Consider the following 15,457-nt stretch of genomic DNA (forward strand, 5'->3'; position numbering starts at 1 on the left):
GGCGTTTCAGATATCAGCTTGCAATCTTCTCCAGGCGCGCCTTGACGGTGTCCATCACTTCGTTGGGTGGAATCACTCCTTTCTTACTGACCACACAACCCTTGGACGTACCCGCCGCGACGGTGCGTCCATCCACCAAAAAGGTGTGAGTCATGTGGAAGAACTTCTCGTCCCAATCGATTATCTCCATCTTTACCTCATAACGCTGAAATAAACCCAGTGGCTTTTTATAAGTCATGGTGTGTTCAGAGATCACGGGCATCCAACCTTTCTTCATCATCGTTTTCGCCAGGCCGGTGCGGATAAACATATCGACGCGTGAAAGGTCGCAGATCGTCAGGTAACGCCCGTTGTTCATATGGCGGTTGATATCCAGATCGTTAGGTAGCACGCGCATAGAGAGGCAGTTACTTGGATATTCGATGGAGAGTCTTGGTTTAAAAACCGATGCAATAAGCAGGTAGAGCATGCGGAAGATGAGGTTCATGAGATGGCCTGGATAATACGATCTGTGTTCTACCATCGTACGTTTAAGGCCGGGGAAGATCAGTGGCGGGAATCGTCAGATTGGGTGGTAGATTTCGCCAGGCGGTTATTATGTGTAGGTTGGGTCGAGCGAAGCGACACCCAACATTTGCCGAAATCAATATGATGTGTGTTGGGTATCGCCTATGGCTCGACACAACCTACGGGATGGAGGGTAGCCTTTAGGCTACCGGCAGCCTGATCACCAAAGATGACGCAAAGGCTGCCCTACAAAGTGATTGGAAGGTGTAGAGCGGGAAGAAACTAAAACAGGCTCCCACGCAGAGCGCGGGAACCCGGTGGGAGCATTCAAGCAGGCATTACGCCTTACCTTTCCACGGAATCAGCTTCGCTTCCAATTTACGCATCAGGATATCGATCGCGTAACCAATCAGGCCGACGATAATGACCCCAAGCACCACGATATCCGTCGCGAGGAACTTACTTGCCGCCATGATCATAAATCCGACGCCGGACTCTGCCGCAACCAGTTCGGCCGCAACCACGGTGCCCCAGCAGATCCCCATCGCAACACGCATGCCGGTAAAGATCTCCGGCAGGGAGTTCGGCAGGATTACATAGTACAGGATCTGTTTTCGGGTTGCGCCCAGCGAGTATGCCGCGTGGATCTTTGACAGTTTCACGCTGCCTACACCCGCGCGTGCCGCAATTACCATGATCCAGAGTGCAGCAAAGAACAGCAGCAGGATCTTGGAGCGTTCACCGATGCCGGACCAGATGATGACCAGTGGGATAAACGCCAGTGGTGGAATAGGGCGGAAGAATTCGACGATCGGGTCGAACCAACCACGCATCAGCTGAGACAGCCCCATCGCAAATCCCAGCGGAATGCCGATCAGGCAGCCCAGTGCAAAGCCCACCAGGATTCGGTAGAGGCTTGCCCAGATGTGCTCCCACAGAGAGAAATTACGGTAACCCTCCTGGGAGATGTAGGTGAACTGCTCCCATACGGCGGACGGTGCCGGCCAGAAAATTGGGTTCACCAGTTCCAGGGCGCTCCCCATATACCAGGCAACGGACAGTACAAATACGGAGAGGATACTCCACATACGGCCATCGGCCACGGCGCTGGTATCGCCAAAAGTCACGGTTTTACGCTTGGTTAAACCGTCGGTGCCGAAACCGGCTTTCATCTTTAACGTTTGAAGAAAAGTCATTGCTTAACCTCCTGTGCCGGTTGCTGCCAATCCCATAATCTCTTCCTCCATCTCCCAGATCATCGACAGAATCTCTTCTCGGGTTTTGATGAAGTCGGGCGAGGCTTTAATCTCACGCGGATTTTGGGTCAGGCCTGCATCTGCAAAAGGCAGGGAATATTGTTTCTTGATTCGACCAGGACGTGGGGCCATCACAAACAGCTTCTCACCCAGGAAGAGTGCTTCCTCCACACTGTGGGTGATCAGGATGATGGTCTTACCGGTCTCCTTCCAAAGCTTCAGCACCAGGCTCTGCATCTTTTCACGGGTCAGCGCATCCAGTGCCCCCAGAGGCTCATCCATCAGGATAACGTCCGGGTCGTTTGCAAGGCAGCGAGCGAGGGCAACGCGTTGTTGCATACCGCCTGACAGCTCATAAATTGGTTTGTCGCCGAAATCCTGCAAACCTACAGTTTCAAGCAGGTGGTTAACGGTGGCATCTATCTCCGCTTTCGGCGTGCCTTTCATCTGTGGACCGAAGGCGATGTTCTCCGCCACGGTCATCCACTCAAACAGAGCGCCTTGCTGGAAAACCATGCCGCGATCGGAACCCGGGCCATGTAACTCGGTAGAAGCCAGCGAAACCGTACCTTTGGTCGGTGCCAGGAAGCCCGCAATAATATTAAGCAACGTACTCTTACCGCAGCCGGAAGGGCCGAGGATCGATAACAGTTCGCCCTGCTTTAGAGAGAAGGACACATCGTGCAGTGCGTGCACCTGTTCACCAGTTGGTGTTTCGAACACCATGGATACGTCATTCACGACAAGATCTGACATAGCTAAATCCTTAAACCAGAAGATTTGGATAATGTTGGGCCGCACGTGTGCAGCGATTGGCCCAACAGGTTAGGTTGACTGCGTGTTACTTCACTTTCTGGTAGAAGCTGCTGTCGATGCTTGCGCTGTAATCAGGCAAAGCTTTTGGAATCTGCTTGTGCAGTACGAAGAAGTCTGCGACCTCCTTGGTGTACTGCTGTACGGTACCGCCCATCCATTCGCTGGATACCTGCTCATCTTTCAGAGGGAAGTCGAACAGGGCCAGTACCTGGTTGGACGCTTCCAGGCTCAGACCGGCTGCTTTTGCGATAACCGGCTCGTACTTGGAAGGATTCTGCAGGAAGGTGCGGTTGGAATCGTTGGTGACTTTCAGGAATTTGGTTACCAGTTCCGGGTGCTTCTTCGCGAACTTGTTATTTACTGAGATCACATCGAATACACGGATACCGATCTTTTCCTGTTCGCGCGCGGTCATCAATACATCGCCGTACTCTTTCATACGACGCAATGCACCACCCCATCCGCAGGCCATGGCAACATCACCACGGGCAATAGCGGCGGCACTATCAGCCGGTGCCATATCCAGCAGATGAACGTTTTCACTGTTGACATTCAGGTGGCTCATGACCTTCAGCATCTTGTAGTGCGCTACGGTGCCGAACGGTACAGCGACTTTCTTGCCTTCAAGCTCTTTCGCGTTAGCTTTGGAGATGCCCGATGCTTTGCTCACAACACAGTTGTCGTTTTCGGCGTAGGACACTGCAATGCCTACCATGGTGATAGGGAGGCCTTGTGACACGGCCACGGTAAACGGTACCAGACCCTGGGAGTACGCCATGTCTACGTCACCGGATGCCATTGCTGCAGACATCGCGGTGCCGGAATCAAACGCACGCCATTCCATGTTGACGCCCAGTTCTTTGTCGTAGGTCTTTTCGACCTGTGCGATCTGGTTCGCGGTTGGCCATTCCAGGAAGTAGCCTACGGTTACCGTATCAGGGTTGTCTGCGGCCATCGCCGCAGAGGCGGCAACGGTGGCTGACGTTAAAACAGCGGCTTTGAACATGTTTGTAACGGTCACTTTCATACTTACCTCTTCATCGCAGGTGCGAATTCTTATTGTTAGATAGCTCAGTCCGTTTTGACGAACTGTGGAGAGAGTTACTGCGTGCCCTGTTTTCGATACTGCAGAGGAAAGTGGAAGGGGACAATTGAGTATTTCTTCCCAGATGTTAGTTTTTCTAACAAGTTAGTTTTTTTGCCGACAGGGTCGAGAATGGGTGAGTTACCGATAGCTGCTTTCCGAAGTTGGCTCAGCCCCGCGTAAACCCATGGCTTGAAGCGAGGCTTTGCATCGGTCGCGATTTGTACCCGTCTACTGAAAGCGTATGCCTTTCACCTACCAATCAATCGATCATCCAAAATTTATTGAAATAATTCATTGACAACCTGCTTAGATAAATTTAATCATTTGTATGAAAATTACGTGAATAATTTCACGATCAATGAAATCGTAATCCAAAAATCACGAGGTAGTGATGAAAGTACTGGTTGCCATAAAGCGGGTTGTTGATGCCAACGTCAAAGTCCGTGTGAAAGCCGACAATTCGGCTGTTGAGCTGGCGAATATCAAAATGGCCATCAACCCGTTTTGTGAAATCGCTATTGAAGAAGCTATCCGTCTGAAGGAGAAAGGGCACGCAAGTGAAGTACTGGTTGTCAGCATCGGTCCAGACACCTGTCAGGAGCAGCTGCGTACTGCACTGGCGCTGGGTGCCGATCGTGCGCTGCAGATTAAAGCTGAAGACTCCCCTGAGCCTCTGGCGATCGCAAAACTGCTGAAAGCGGTTGTTGATCAGGAACAGCCTGGCCTGGTGATTTTGGGTAAACAGTCCATTGATGGTGACAACAACCAAACCGGTCAGATGCTGGCTGCGTTGGCGAACATGCCACAGGGTACATTCGCGTCCGACGTAGAGATCGAAGGTGATTCCCTGCAGGTAACACGTGAAATCGACGGCGGTCTGCAGAAAGTAAGTCTGAAGATGCCAGCGGTTGTAACCACCGACCTGCGTCTGAACGAGCCGCGTTACGCGTCTCTGCCAAACATCATGAAAGCCAAGCGCAAGCCACTGGAAACTCAAACCCCTGAAGATCTGGGTATCGACATCAGCCCACGTCAGACCGTCCTGGAAGTGACCCCACCGCCAGAGCGTGCAGCAGGTGTGAAAGTCGGCTCCGTAAGTGAGCTGGTGGAAAAACTGAAAAACGAAGCGGGGGTACTGTAATGGGTAACGCGATTCTGGTTGTTGCAGAACACGATAACAGCCAACTGAAAGGTGCAACGCTGAATACACTTCAGGCTGCCGTTGAATTGAAAGCGCAGGGTGCTGGCGCAATCGAGCTGCTGATTGCAGGTCAGGGCAGCAACGCTGTTGTAGAGCAGGCGGCCGCACTGCCGGACGTTGACCGTGTACTGGTTGCAGATGCTGGCAACCTGGCACATCAGCTGCCGGAAGAGGTGTCTAGCGTTGTAGTAAACCTGCTGGAAGGCGGTGACTACGGTTACCTGCTGGCGCCTGCGACGACTAACGGCAAAAACCTGGCTCCGCGTGTTGCAGCACTGATGGACGTCGCTCAGGTATCTGACATCACTGAAGTGGTTTCTGCAGATACCTTTATCCGTCCTATCTATGCAGGTAACGCACTGGCGAAAGTACAGAGCCATGACGCCCTGAAAGTTGTCACCGTACGCACTACCGCGTTTGCTGCGGTGGCAGAAACCGGTGGTGCAGTAGAAGCAACCAGCGTGGATGCTCCGGCTGCACTGGGTGTATCCAGCTTCGTGGGTGAAGAGCTGAGCGTATCCGAACGTCCAGAGCTCACCTCCGCGCGCATCATTATCTCCGGCGGTCGTGGTATGCAGAGCGGCGACAACTTCCCATTGCTGGAAGCGGTTGCAGACAAGATCGGTGCTGCGGTGGGTGCATCCCGTGCGGCGGTGGACTCCGGTTTCGTGTCCAACGACATGCAGGTGGGTCAGACCGGCAAGATCGTAGCGCCCGACCTGTACATCGCCGTCGGTATCTCCGGTGCGATCCAGCACCTGGCCGGTATGAAAGATTCCAAAGTAATCGTTGCCATTAACAACGATGAAGAAGCGCCAATCTTCAACGTGGCGGACTTTGGTCTGGTGGCCGACCTCTTTGAAGCGCTGCCAGAGCTGGAAAAAGAGCTGGGCTAATAACTTGGGTTAATACCCTCGAAAGACCCGTTGCCACCTGATGGAGATCCCGTCAGGTGGCGGTAATAAAAATAATTCGCAGATTAAGACATAGGTCGCCACATTGAGCGACAGGTCTGAAGGATAAATATCATGAGTCGCAATTATCGATTGATCCTGGATTGCCCCGATCAGGTGGGCATTGTCACCCGTGCCGGAGAAGTGATCACCCGTAATGGGGGCTGGATCTCTGAAGCCGCGCACCACTCCGACGAAGACAGCAGCTGGTTCTTCTCCCGTTTCGAGATACAGGGTGACTCTTTGCCATGCGGCATTGACGAACTGCGTCGTCAATTTGAAGAACTGAAAGATGAACTCCAGCTCAATCTGCGACTGATCGATACGGCAGAGAAAAAGCGTGTAGTGATCATGGCGAGTAAAGGCAGCCACTGTCTGTCTGACCTGCTGGATCGTTGGAAGAGCGGTGACCTGGACTGTGATATCCCATGTGTAATCTCTAACCACGAAGACATGCGTGGTCTGGTGGAGTGGTACGGTATTCCTTACCACCACGTGGCGATCGATAAAGATGACAAAGCACCGGGCTTTGCCCAGGTTGAAGCACTGGTCGAAGAGTACAAAGCTGACTGTGTCGTGCTGGCGCGCTACATGCAGATTCTGCCTCAGGCCCTGTGCGAAAAACTACGTCATAAAGTGATCAACATCCACCACAGCTTCCTGCCGTCGTTCATCGGTGCGAAGCCTTACCACCAGGCATCCCGCCGCGGTGTGAAACTGATCGGTGCGACCTGTCACTACGTGACCGAGCAGCTCGATGAAGGCCCAATCATCGATCAGGACGTGGTACGCGTCAGCCACAGCGACAAAGTAGAAGACCTCGTCCGCCTGGGTAAAGACGTAGAGAAGACCGTACTGGCCCGTGGCCTGCGTGCGCATCTTGAAGATCGCGTACTGGTACACGGCAATAAGACCGTCGTCTTCAACTAATAAAAACGATTTGGCAGCTGGCTCCCATGCTCTGCGTGGGAGCCAAGAGTTTCCTTCCACTTCGACAGTGGAACGAAACGCCAACACTATGACAGAAACAATAAGCAATCGTCCGGAGTCAGGGCCCCGGAAATGCGGAGAATAATAATGACGAAGCAAATACCAACATCTGCACAGGTAGTGATCGTAGGCGGTGGTGTAATCGGCTGTAGTGTCGCTTACCACCTGACCAAACTGGGTTTCACCGACGTGGTGCTGCTGGAGCGTCGTACGCTGACGTGTGGTACCACCTGGCACGCTGCGGGTCTGGTCCCAACCCTGCGTGCAACCTACAACATGTCCATGCTGGCCAACTACAGTGCCAGCCTGTACGAGCAGTTGGAAGCAGAGACAGGGCAGGCAACAGGTTTTGTCCGCAACGGTTCCCTGACTATCGCCACTAACAAAGAGCGTCTGGCTGAGATCAAGCGCGGTGCCTCCATGGCAAAAGTGGCGGGCTTCCCATGTGACGTGATCAGCCCGGAACAGGCCAAAGAGATGTGGCCGCTGCTGAATGTAGATGACGTGATCGGTGCGATCCACCTGCCGATGGACGGTATGGCGAGTCCTGTAGATGTGACTCAGGCCCTGGCAAAAGGCGCGCGCATGGGCGGTGCTAAGATTATCGAGAACTGCAAAGTTCTGGATATGAAGATCCGCGACGGTAAAGCGGCCGGTGTGATCACCGAGCACGGCGATATCGACGCTGAATACGTGGTGAACTGTGCCGGTATGTGGGCACGTGAGTTCGGTAAGAAAGCGGGCGTAAACGTACCACTGCATGCAGCAGAGCACTTCTACGTAGTAACCGAAAACATGCCGGATCTGAAGCACGGTCTGCCGACGCTGCGTGATATGGATGGTTACTGCTACTACAAAGAAGATGCGGGCAAGCTGCTGGTGGGCATGTTCGAGCCGGATGCGAAGCCGTGGGGTATGAACGGTATCCCGGAAGACTTCCACTTCGACGAGCTGCCGGAAGACTTTGATCACCTGGAGCCGTATCTGGAAGCTGCAATGCACCGTATTCCAAAGCTGATGGAAACTGGCCTGCAGGTATTCTTCAACGGCCCTGAATCCTTTACCCCAGACGACCGTTACCACCTGGGTGAAGCGCCGGAACTGCGCAACTACTTCGTTGCTGCAGGCTTTAACTCTGTAGGTATCCAGTCTGCGGGCGGTGCCGGTAAGATGCTGGCGGAGTGGATTCACAAAGGCCATGCGCCACGTGATCTGTGGGATGTAGATATCCGTCGTAACCGTCCATTCCAGGGCACTCAGGCGTATCTGCAGGAACGTACCACCGAAACACTGGGTCTGCTGTACGAAACACACTACCCATTCAAGCAGTTCAAAACCTCCCGTGGTGTGCGCCGCTCTGTCTTGCACGAGCAGCTGAAAGCGCAGGGTGCGGTATTTGGTACTGAGAGTGGTTGGGAACGTGCAAACTGGTTTGCCAACGAAGGCCAGGCGCCGGAGTACGAATACTCCTTCGGTCGCCAGAACTGGTTCGACAACAACAAAGCAGAGCACGAAGCGGTACGTAACGATGTTGGCGTGATGGATCAGAGCTCTTTCTGTAAGTATCAGGTGGAAGGCCCGGATGCGGAGAAGTTCCTGAACCGCATCTGCTCCAACAACGTGGCGGTGCCGGTTGGCAAGATGGTCTACACCCAGTGGCTGAACGAACGTGGTGGTATCGAAGCCGATGTGACCGTCACCCGTCTGGCAGAAGACCGTTACATGGTGGTATCCGGTGTGGCGTGCCAGACCCGCGATCTGGACTGGCTGAACCGTCACAAAGAAGGTTACATGGTGGTGATCACCGACGTTACCTCCGCGTACGCAGTCGTAACTGTAATGGGTCCACGTGCCCGTGACACCCTGAGCAAGCTGACTCAGGCGGATATGTCACACGAGGCATTCCCATTTGCGACATCCCGTGAGATCGATATGCACTACGCAATTGTGCGTGCATCCCGTATCACCTACGTAGGTGAGTTGGGCTGGGAGCTGTATATCCCAACCGAGTACGCGCCAAGCGTATACGAAGCGATCTGTGCAGCGGGTGAAGAGTTTGGTATCAAGCCGTACGGCTACCACACCATGAACTCCCTGCGTATGGAGAAGTGCTACCGTCACTGGGGCCACGATATCACCGACGAAGACACAGTACTGGAAGCGGGTCTGGGCTTTGCATCCGACTTCGAGAAAGAGGGTGGTTTCATCGGTAAAGAAGCGCTGCTGGAACAGAAGGCTAAAGGCCCGTTGACCAAACGTTTTGTTGCATTCGTGTTCGAAAACCCAGAGCCACTCTGTTACCACGAGGAGCCGATCTACGCAGATGGCAAGATCGTGGGCCGCACCACCGCCGGTATGTTCGGTCACACCGTTGGTGCCACTGTCGCAATGGGGTATGTGGAGAATCCGGATGGTGTGGTAAAAGAGTGGCTTGAAAATGCCCACTTCGAGATCGAGGTCGAATGTGAGCGCTACACGGTGAAACCGTCCCTGCGTTCTATCTACGACCCGGCCATGGAGAAAATTAAGTGCTGATTTGCTTAACAGCAAAAGATTAGCGCACTTTTTAGAAGCACTGTGTGGCCTGGTTACCAAGGTTCTGTGTCTGGTTGGTTGCCGCGGAATGTTGGAGGTGCCCTGTATAATCAGGGCGCACAGTTGCTTCGCCCTAAATACAGCTACATGGGCGTTTCAGAAGCCCAATGACGGTGTTGAATCCGTTCTGTACATGCTCACCTACTACAGTAGGCTGCGCTTCTCGAACGAATTCGCCTTGTCCTTGAACCTCTGAACTCGCCATGGAGCTGCATTGCAAAAGCTGGAAACTATACAATCGCCATGAGAACAGGTAGTTTTCACGGCGTTATTCTTGAACGTTAAATTGATTACATGAGGTTTGATCGATGACCGCCCTGATTTTGGATGGTAAAGCACTGGCGAAAAGCCGCGAAGAGCAACTGCGTAACTCCGTAGAACAGCTGATCGCTGGCGGTGGTAAGAAGCCGACGCTGGCAACCATTCTCGTAGGGGATGATCCAGCGTCGGCAACCTACGTTCAGATGAAAATCAACGCGTGTAAGCGCGTGGGAATGGGGTCCATCGCAATCGAGTTGGGTTCCAACACCACAACCGAGCAGCTGCTGGCGGAGATCAACCGGCTGAACAACAACGAATCCGTAAACGGTATCCTGCTGCAGCACCCAGTACCGGAGCAGATCGATGAGCGTGCGTGCTTCGATGCGATCGCTATCGAAAAAGACGTAGACGGTGTAACCACCCAGGGCTTCGGCCGTATGGCGATGGGTGAGCCGGCATTTGGTTCTGCAACACCGGCTGGCATCATGACCATGCTGAAGCACTACGATATCCAGCTGGAAGGTAAACACGCTGTTGTCGTGGGTCGCAGCCCAATCCTGGGTAAACCGATGGCTGCTATGCTGCTGAACGCTAATGCGACTGTAACCATCTGCCACTCCCGCACTGCAGATCTGGCAGATCAGGTTGCGCGTGCCGATATTGTTATCGGTGCAGTAGGCCGTCCAGAGCTGATCAAAGCAGAATGGATTAAGGATGGTGCGGTTGTCGTCGATGCGGGGTACCACCCAGGCGGTATCGGTGATATCGAAAAAGAAGGTCTGGAAGAACGCGTTGCTGCACTGACTCCGGTTCCGGGTGGAGTAGGTCCAATGACCATCAACGCACTGATCAGCCAGACGCTTGAGTCTGCACAGCTCAGCGTTAAAGTAGCATCTGAATAACGATTGCCGTTAAGACAGTCTTTATTGAAACGCCCGGTTTATCCGGGCTTTTTTGTGCGCTTTGCTCACCGCAGTCCTGTTAGCAGGGGGCTTATCATGCGCGTTGGGGGCTGGTTAGGGTTTGAGCGTGTCGCCACCGGAGTGGACTGCTACAACGTGATCACGTGGTCCTGTATTGAGAATGTATTTCGCTGGTGCACTGAATATCCCAGTTTGTTTGTTCAGAAATTCAAACGTGTCCCTCCTATAGGTGAAACATCATTTCGTAGGAGGTAAGACCAATGACTGCATCAAAAAACAACTCATCAGATTGGCGACAAGCGCTGTTGGGCCAGATACGTTCAATCTGCAGTGAGCAGACTCAAAGGGAGATGGACGGTACCTATGGCTATGACTACAAAGCCAGTATTTCCGCCATTAGCCACTTTGAAATTATTGCGAAGGGCATCAACGCGAAAAGTGCAGCGGATTACATGGAACAGCTGCGTATCAAGATTCAGTATGCGCAAGCCAACTGCATAAATCCGGGCGAATACAGCGGTGGCAAAGCAACGTACGGCACCCTCTTGTCGAATATGCAGTATTGGTATGACAATCATTACTGCAACTAACCGGTTATTAAGTCAGATAGGCGTATTAAGGACAGACTGAACGTATCTACGTGACACCAGTAAGGTAGAGGTTTTAGAACGTGATACGCCTATCATTGATACCCCTATGGATGAATCGCACCAAACTGATTTAAAAGGTCATCTCAGCGATTTTTCCGCGTGTGTAAAAGGGACAGGTGAAATATTTTGGAAAGAGCGTCTGCCGAACTGTGGCAGTCAACGCAATCAGTATCACCACATTGAATGGAAACCGTTTTGAACACAGCATACTCAATTATTCCATTTGTTCCTGATCAAGCTGCACAGGTGACCGCTTTCTGGCGGGAATCGTTTAACGCAGTGATCGGAATTGAGCCGGTTCATTCCTTTGAATCTCAGGCCTACTTTCTCACCGAAATTCTGCCGCAGCGCTATTCGCTGTTTGTAGCGGTCGATCATGCAATCGGTAAACCGATCGCCTTTATTGCATTCAGTGAAAGCGACATCAGCCAGCTTTACGTTGATATTCGCTTTCAGGGAAAAGGACTCGGGAGTGCGCTACTGAATTTGGCGATCGAGCAGGCATCGGGATCGTTAAAACTGAGGACGTTCGAGATCAACGAGAGCGCGAGACGTTTCTATGAGAAGCGCGGCTTTGTCGCAATCGGTGGAGATAGCGATAACGAAGAGGGATTACCGGATATTCTGTATGAGTGGACAAGGGCTTAATTTAAGTAATTAAGCCCTGGCTCGTAGCTGCTCACTCCGAGAGTGGCATGTAGACCTGTTGAGTCATTCTGGGAGTAGGCAGATCAGTCTTGGCGGTCACTCTTCTTTTTCCAGATCACTCGCGCGATCCTTGCGACGCTCCAGCCAGTGAACGGTATGGTGACAATGCGGGCAGCGATCATGTTTTACCGCTTCAATCTCTCTGCGCAGATTCTGCACATCGAGATCTAGCGCCTGTTCCTGTTTGCGCGACAGATTGGTATGCATAATGTGTGCAGCTTCTTCAGCAGTGATACCCAGTGACTCCCGCATCTTATTCAGCGCCTTGTGCTCGTAATCATCAACATAGCCATCCTGCAGCACCTGATCGACCATTTTTTCATAAGCCCGGCGGCGCTGACTCAGTGCTTCGTTAAACCCGGACGCGAGAATACCTGCCGGGAGTGCCACGATACCCAGACTCATAATGCTGATAACGGCTGCGAGCATTTTGCCGAAGATTGTGACCGGTATCACATCACCGTAGCCCACGGTGGTCATGGTCACAATCGCCCACCACATCGCTGCTGGAATACTGCTAAATGCTTCAGGCTGGGCGTCGTGCTCAGCGAAGTAGGTGAGACTTGCAGCGACAATGATCAGCATAAACAGGACAAAGAGTGCGGCCGCGATAGGTTTGGATTCACGATGCAGCACCTGTAGCAGCAACGACATCGAAGAGGAATAGCGGGTGAGCTTAAATACACGCAGCAAACGGAGCACACGCATAAAGCGAAGATCGATGGTGAAGAACATGCTCAGATAGAATGGCAGGATGACGACCAGGTCGATCAATGCCATCGGGGTGAGCATATAGCGTACCCGGGCCATAAACGGTGAATGCTTATTGGATGGATCGCTTTCGATGGAACTCCATACACGGGCCAGATACTCGATCGTAAAAATAACCACCGAAAACGTTTCGAAGGTTTTGAAATACGCACGGTCTGTCGCACTGAGTGAAGGAAGCGTTTCCAGGATCACGGACAGCACGTTGAGGGAGATCAGTACGACCAGAAAGATGTCTATGATTCGGCTGAGCCGGTCCTGCTTCTTGCCGATATCGAGAATTTCATAGGTGCGCTTGCGAATACTGATCATGCTGTCGACGCCTGGTGCAGATGGTTTTGTTAAATATATCGATATAGCGTCGCGTATATAAGGACGCGAATCAACGATGTTGGTCTGAGTGGGTGAATAAAGTGCGAGATAAAGATTAACCCAAGTAGCAGCGGCCTCTGACCGCGACGTTTACGCACGAGAAAGTTGCCGCGTTTCAAACCAGTTAGACCGATCTTATCGCGGTCGGAGGCCGCCGCTACAGAAAGGCTGGTACTACAACGCAAACCCGCCCATGGGCTCCTGCTCCAGCAGTTCCCGGATCTTAAGCAGTCCTTTTTTCAACACGTCCCGGTTCGTAGGTGAACTCACGGACAAGCGAATCGCTGGTGGAACAGCACCGCCCGGCGGCACAAACAGTTCGGCGGACTTGAGGCTGATCCCTTCCTTGGATGCTGAAGCGACAAATTCACCCAAACGCAGATGGTCGGGAAGGGTGAGCCACACATGGAAACAGGTTTCCGATACGCGTAGATCATAGTCGCCCAGTATATCCTGGGTGATAGCGAGTCTTTCCTTCATCTCGCTGCGGATTTGCAATAATACACGATCAGCATCACCGGCCTGGATAAGTTCGGTCGTGATGCCGGTTAGCAGTGGGCTTGTCATCCAGCTATGGTTTTGCAGCGTGTTGGCCATTTGTGAGTAAAGACGTTTAGGAACATGGATGTAACCCACACGAAGACCCGGTGCCAGGCACTTTGAAAAAGCCCCAATGTGAATGACCTGTTCCGGATCCAGATTGACCAAAGGTTCGGGGCGGGTCGCGGGCAAGAGTCCGTTTACTTCGTCTTCGATCAGGTAAAGGTTATGTTTGCGACACACGTCTAGTATGGCCTGGCGACGTTCCAGGCTCATTGTGCCCGTGGTTGGGTTCTGGAGTGTCGGCATGCTGTAGATAAGGCGTGGTTGATACATTTTACACGCAGTATCCAGTGCCTCGGGAATGATCCCTTCTTCATCCATTTCGACAGGTTTCAGGGTGATCTGATGCTGTCGCGCCAGACTGATTAAACCTGGATAGGTGTACTTCTCAACGAGCAACGTATCCCCGCCACGACAGAATGCATTGAGTGCCATCTGCGTGGCGTGTTGCGCGCCGGAGCTGAACAGCAGCCGGTCAGCTTCCACATTTACACCTTGTGACGTTAGCCAATCCGCTACGACCTGTCGGTGTTGCATGATGCCTTCAGGCAGTTGATAGAGCATCAGTTGGTTGAGCTTGGCGGGATTGGCGGTGAGTCTTTGCATCGCTCGGCTTAGCATATCGGCACGGTCGAGCAGGGGAGGCACGTTGTAACCGAAATGGCACTCAAGCTTTTCCGGATCGGGGGTATCGAAGGTCCAGTGTTGTTCATTCTGAGAACAGACGTAGGTTCCCGCACCCACACGGGCTTCAACCAGTCCGCGCCTTTCGGCTTCCGCGTAAGCACGTGTGATGGTTCCAACGGTCACTCCCAGTTGATCTGCGAGCGCACGGTGTGTCGGCAGACGTGTGTTGGCACTGAGCGTACCGTTCTCGATCAGTGTGCCCAATTGGTCCGCGATCTGCTTATAACGCGGACCGGCACCGTCTGAAAGTGCAATATCAAGCATTGTCATGGTGACAATAAAACCTTTGTCTTCACAAATGTTGTCTGTTAGCTTTGATTGTACCCCATAAATATACAATCAATCGCATAATTGAAGCCTATATCAATAATTGTATCGATACAATTGGTTTGTTCGATACCTGAATAGGTTTTGTATATGCACTTGCAAACAGGAGCAAGAAAAGTGGATATACAGCTGATGTTGTCTGTTGCGATGTTCGCAACGGTCACTTCCGGTACCCCAGGGCCTAATAACGTAATGTTGACGGCTTCCGGTGCCAACTTCGGTTACTGGCGCACGTTACCGCATATGTTCGGTATTGTGCTGGGTATCTTGGCGATGAACATTCTGGTCGCCGCTGGACTGGGTGTCATTTTCGAGCAGTATCCGATGATTCAGCAGGCCCTGAAAATTGCGGCCAGTACCTATCTAGTGTACTTGGCTTGGAAAATTGCTACCGCCAAGTCTTCCAAAATTGACGGTGAGCGTGACGCACAGCCAATGAGCATTATGGGCGGTGCGCTGTTTCAGTTTATGAATCCAAAGGCGTGGATGATGGTTATTACCGCGATTGGTTCATTTACGTTAGCCGGCGATAGTTATTGGACCTCTGTGCTTTGGATCGCAGTGATCTTTATGCTGATGGGATTTCCGTGCATTTCGCTTTGGGCCGCATTTGGCACGGTCGTGGGGCGTTTTCTTTCCTCACCTGCAGCGTGGCGTTGGTTTAATTTGGTGATGGGTTTGCTCACCGCGGGTTGCCTGATATTTATATGGCAGTAAATAAACAGCCCGACCGGTCACCGGGTCGGGCTGTTT

The 15,457-nt window shown here is 52.5% G+C and carries 14 protein-coding genes; 8 read left to right on the top strand and 6 right to left on the bottom strand.

Annotation, left to right across the window (positions count from 1 at the left end):
• Nucleotides 1–13: 13 nt before the first annotated feature.
• From QKW35_RS06545 to QKW35_RS06560, 4 genes are all read right to left on the bottom strand, one after another.
• On the bottom strand, nucleotides 14–487 hold the full coding sequence (locus QKW35_RS06545; protein ID WP_282351633.1) for an acyl-CoA thioesterase: 474 nt from the start codon (nucleotides 485–487) through the stop codon (nucleotides 14–16).
• A gap of 358 nt (nucleotides 488–845) precedes the next feature.
• On the bottom strand, nucleotides 846–1,703 hold the full coding sequence (locus QKW35_RS06550) for an ABC transporter permease subunit (protein WP_282351634.1): 858 nt from the start codon (nucleotides 1,701–1,703) through the stop codon (nucleotides 846–848).
• Between the two features lie 3 nt (nucleotides 1,704–1,706).
• Complete coding sequence (locus tag QKW35_RS06555) at nucleotides 1,707–2,519, bottom strand: taurine ABC transporter ATP-binding protein (RefSeq protein ID WP_282351635.1); 813 nt, start codon at nucleotides 2,517–2,519, stop codon at nucleotides 1,707–1,709.
• An 85-nt stretch (nucleotides 2,520–2,604) separates the two neighbouring features.
• Nucleotides 2,605–3,606, bottom strand: a complete 1,002-nt coding sequence (locus QKW35_RS06560) for a taurine ABC transporter substrate-binding protein (RefSeq protein ID WP_282351636.1) — start codon at nucleotides 3,604–3,606, stop codon at nucleotides 2,605–2,607.
• A 451-nt stretch (nucleotides 3,607–4,057) separates the two neighbouring features.
• On the opposite strand from QKW35_RS06560, the gene QKW35_RS06565 reads away from it, so the two are divergent.
• From QKW35_RS06565 to QKW35_RS06595, 7 genes are all read left to right on the top strand, one after another.
• Complete coding sequence (locus tag QKW35_RS06565) at nucleotides 4,058–4,807, top strand: electron transfer flavoprotein subunit beta/FixA family protein (RefSeq protein ID WP_282351638.1); 750 nt, start codon at nucleotides 4,058–4,060, stop codon at nucleotides 4,805–4,807.
• Entirely contained in the window at nucleotides 4,807–5,763 is a 957-nt protein-coding gene (locus tag QKW35_RS06570) for an electron transfer flavoprotein subunit alpha/FixB family protein (protein ID WP_282351640.1), read from the top strand. The genes QKW35_RS06565 and QKW35_RS06570 overlap by 1 nt, the downstream gene beginning before the upstream one ends.
• A 132-nt stretch (nucleotides 5,764–5,895) precedes the next feature.
• Nucleotides 5,896–6,750: a formyltetrahydrofolate deformylase gene (purU, locus tag QKW35_RS06575; protein WP_282351641.1), complete on the top strand. Its 855-nt coding sequence runs from the start codon at nucleotides 5,896–5,898 to the stop codon at nucleotides 6,748–6,750.
• 147 nt (nucleotides 6,751–6,897) lie between these two features.
• A complete protein-coding gene (locus QKW35_RS06580; RefSeq protein ID WP_282351644.1) occupies nucleotides 6,898–9,345 on the top strand; it encodes a GcvT family protein in 2,448 nt (815 codons plus the stop codon).
• A 368-nt stretch (nucleotides 9,346–9,713) separates the two neighbouring features.
• Nucleotides 9,714–10,568, top strand: coding sequence for a bifunctional methylenetetrahydrofolate dehydrogenase/methenyltetrahydrofolate cyclohydrolase FolD (folD, locus tag QKW35_RS06585; protein WP_282351645.1), 855 nt, complete (start codon nucleotides 9,714–9,716; stop codon nucleotides 10,566–10,568).
• A 281-nt stretch (nucleotides 10,569–10,849) separates the two neighbouring features.
• Nucleotides 10,850–11,179 (top strand): hypothetical protein, encoded by a 330-nt coding sequence (locus QKW35_RS06590; protein WP_282351646.1) that lies wholly within the window; start codon nucleotides 10,850–10,852, stop codon nucleotides 11,177–11,179.
• A gap of 255 nt (nucleotides 11,180–11,434) precedes the next feature.
• On the top strand, nucleotides 11,435–11,887 hold the full coding sequence (locus tag QKW35_RS06595) for a GNAT family N-acetyltransferase (protein WP_282351648.1): 453 nt from the start codon (nucleotides 11,435–11,437) through the stop codon (nucleotides 11,885–11,887).
• Between the two features lie 96 nt (nucleotides 11,888–11,983).
• On the opposite strand, the gene QKW35_RS06600 is transcribed toward QKW35_RS06595, so the two are convergent.
• Together QKW35_RS06600 and QKW35_RS06605 are read right to left on the bottom strand one after the other, a co-directional pair.
• On the bottom strand, nucleotides 11,984–13,027 hold the full coding sequence (locus tag QKW35_RS06600) for an ion transporter (protein WP_282351650.1): 1,044 nt from the start codon (nucleotides 13,025–13,027) through the stop codon (nucleotides 11,984–11,986).
• 234 nt (nucleotides 13,028–13,261) lie between these two features.
• Nucleotides 13,262–14,647, bottom strand: coding sequence for an aminotransferase-like domain-containing protein (locus tag QKW35_RS06605; protein ID WP_282351651.1), 1,386 nt, complete (start codon nucleotides 14,645–14,647; stop codon nucleotides 13,262–13,264).
• A gap of 174 nt (nucleotides 14,648–14,821) precedes the next feature.
• On the opposite strand from QKW35_RS06605, the gene QKW35_RS06610 reads away from it, so the two are divergent.
• Entirely contained in the window at nucleotides 14,822–15,421 is a 600-nt protein-coding gene (locus QKW35_RS06610) for a LysE family translocator (RefSeq protein ID WP_282351652.1), read from the top strand.
• Nucleotides 15,422–15,457: the final 36 nt, after the last annotated feature.

The sequence above is a fragment of the Pontibacterium granulatum genome (assembly GCF_029961155.1).
Classification (GTDB): domain Bacteria; phylum Pseudomonadota; class Gammaproteobacteria; order Pseudomonadales; family Balneatricaceae; genus Pontibacterium; species Pontibacterium granulatum.

What these genes read in the sequence shown, in the direction of transcription:
- QKW35_RS06550 (WP_282351634.1), bottom strand. Translation starts at nt 1,703, where the DNA reads ATGACTTTTCTTCAAACGTTAAAGATGAAAGCCGGTTTCGGCACCGAC.
- QKW35_RS06565 (WP_282351638.1), top strand. Translation starts at nt 4,058, where the DNA reads ATGAAAGTACTGGTTGCCATAAAGCGGGTTGTTGATGCCAACGTCAAA.
- QKW35_RS06590 (WP_282351646.1), top strand. Translation starts at nt 10,850, where the DNA reads ATGACTGCATCAAAAAACAACTCATCAGATTGGCGACAAGCGCTGTTG.
- QKW35_RS06560 (WP_282351636.1), bottom strand. Translation starts at nt 3,606, where the DNA reads ATGAAAGTGACCGTTACAAACATGTTCAAAGCCGCTGTTTTAACGTCA.
- QKW35_RS06545 (WP_282351633.1), bottom strand. Translation starts at nt 487, where the DNA reads ATGAACCTCATCTTCCGCATGCTCTACCTGCTTATTGCATCGGTTTTT.
- QKW35_RS06570 (WP_282351640.1), top strand. Translation starts at nt 4,807, where the DNA reads ATGGGTAACGCGATTCTGGTTGTTGCAGAACACGATAACAGCCAACTG.
- QKW35_RS06600 (WP_282351650.1), bottom strand. Translation starts at nt 13,027, where the DNA reads ATGATCAGTATTCGCAAGCGCACCTATGAAATTCTCGATATCGGCAAG.
- QKW35_RS06605 (WP_282351651.1), bottom strand. Translation starts at nt 14,647, where the DNA reads ATGACAATGCTTGATATTGCACTTTCAGACGGTGCCGGTCCGCGTTAT.
- QKW35_RS06555 (WP_282351635.1), bottom strand. Translation starts at nt 2,519, where the DNA reads ATGTCAGATCTTGTCGTGAATGACGTATCCATGGTGTTCGAAACACCA.
- folD (WP_282351645.1), top strand. Translation starts at nt 9,714, where the DNA reads ATGACCGCCCTGATTTTGGATGGTAAAGCACTGGCGAAAAGCCGCGAA.
- purU (WP_282351641.1), top strand. Translation starts at nt 5,896, where the DNA reads ATGAGTCGCAATTATCGATTGATCCTGGATTGCCCCGATCAGGTGGGC.
- QKW35_RS06580 (WP_282351644.1), top strand. Translation starts at nt 6,898, where the DNA reads ATGACGAAGCAAATACCAACATCTGCACAGGTAGTGATCGTAGGCGGT.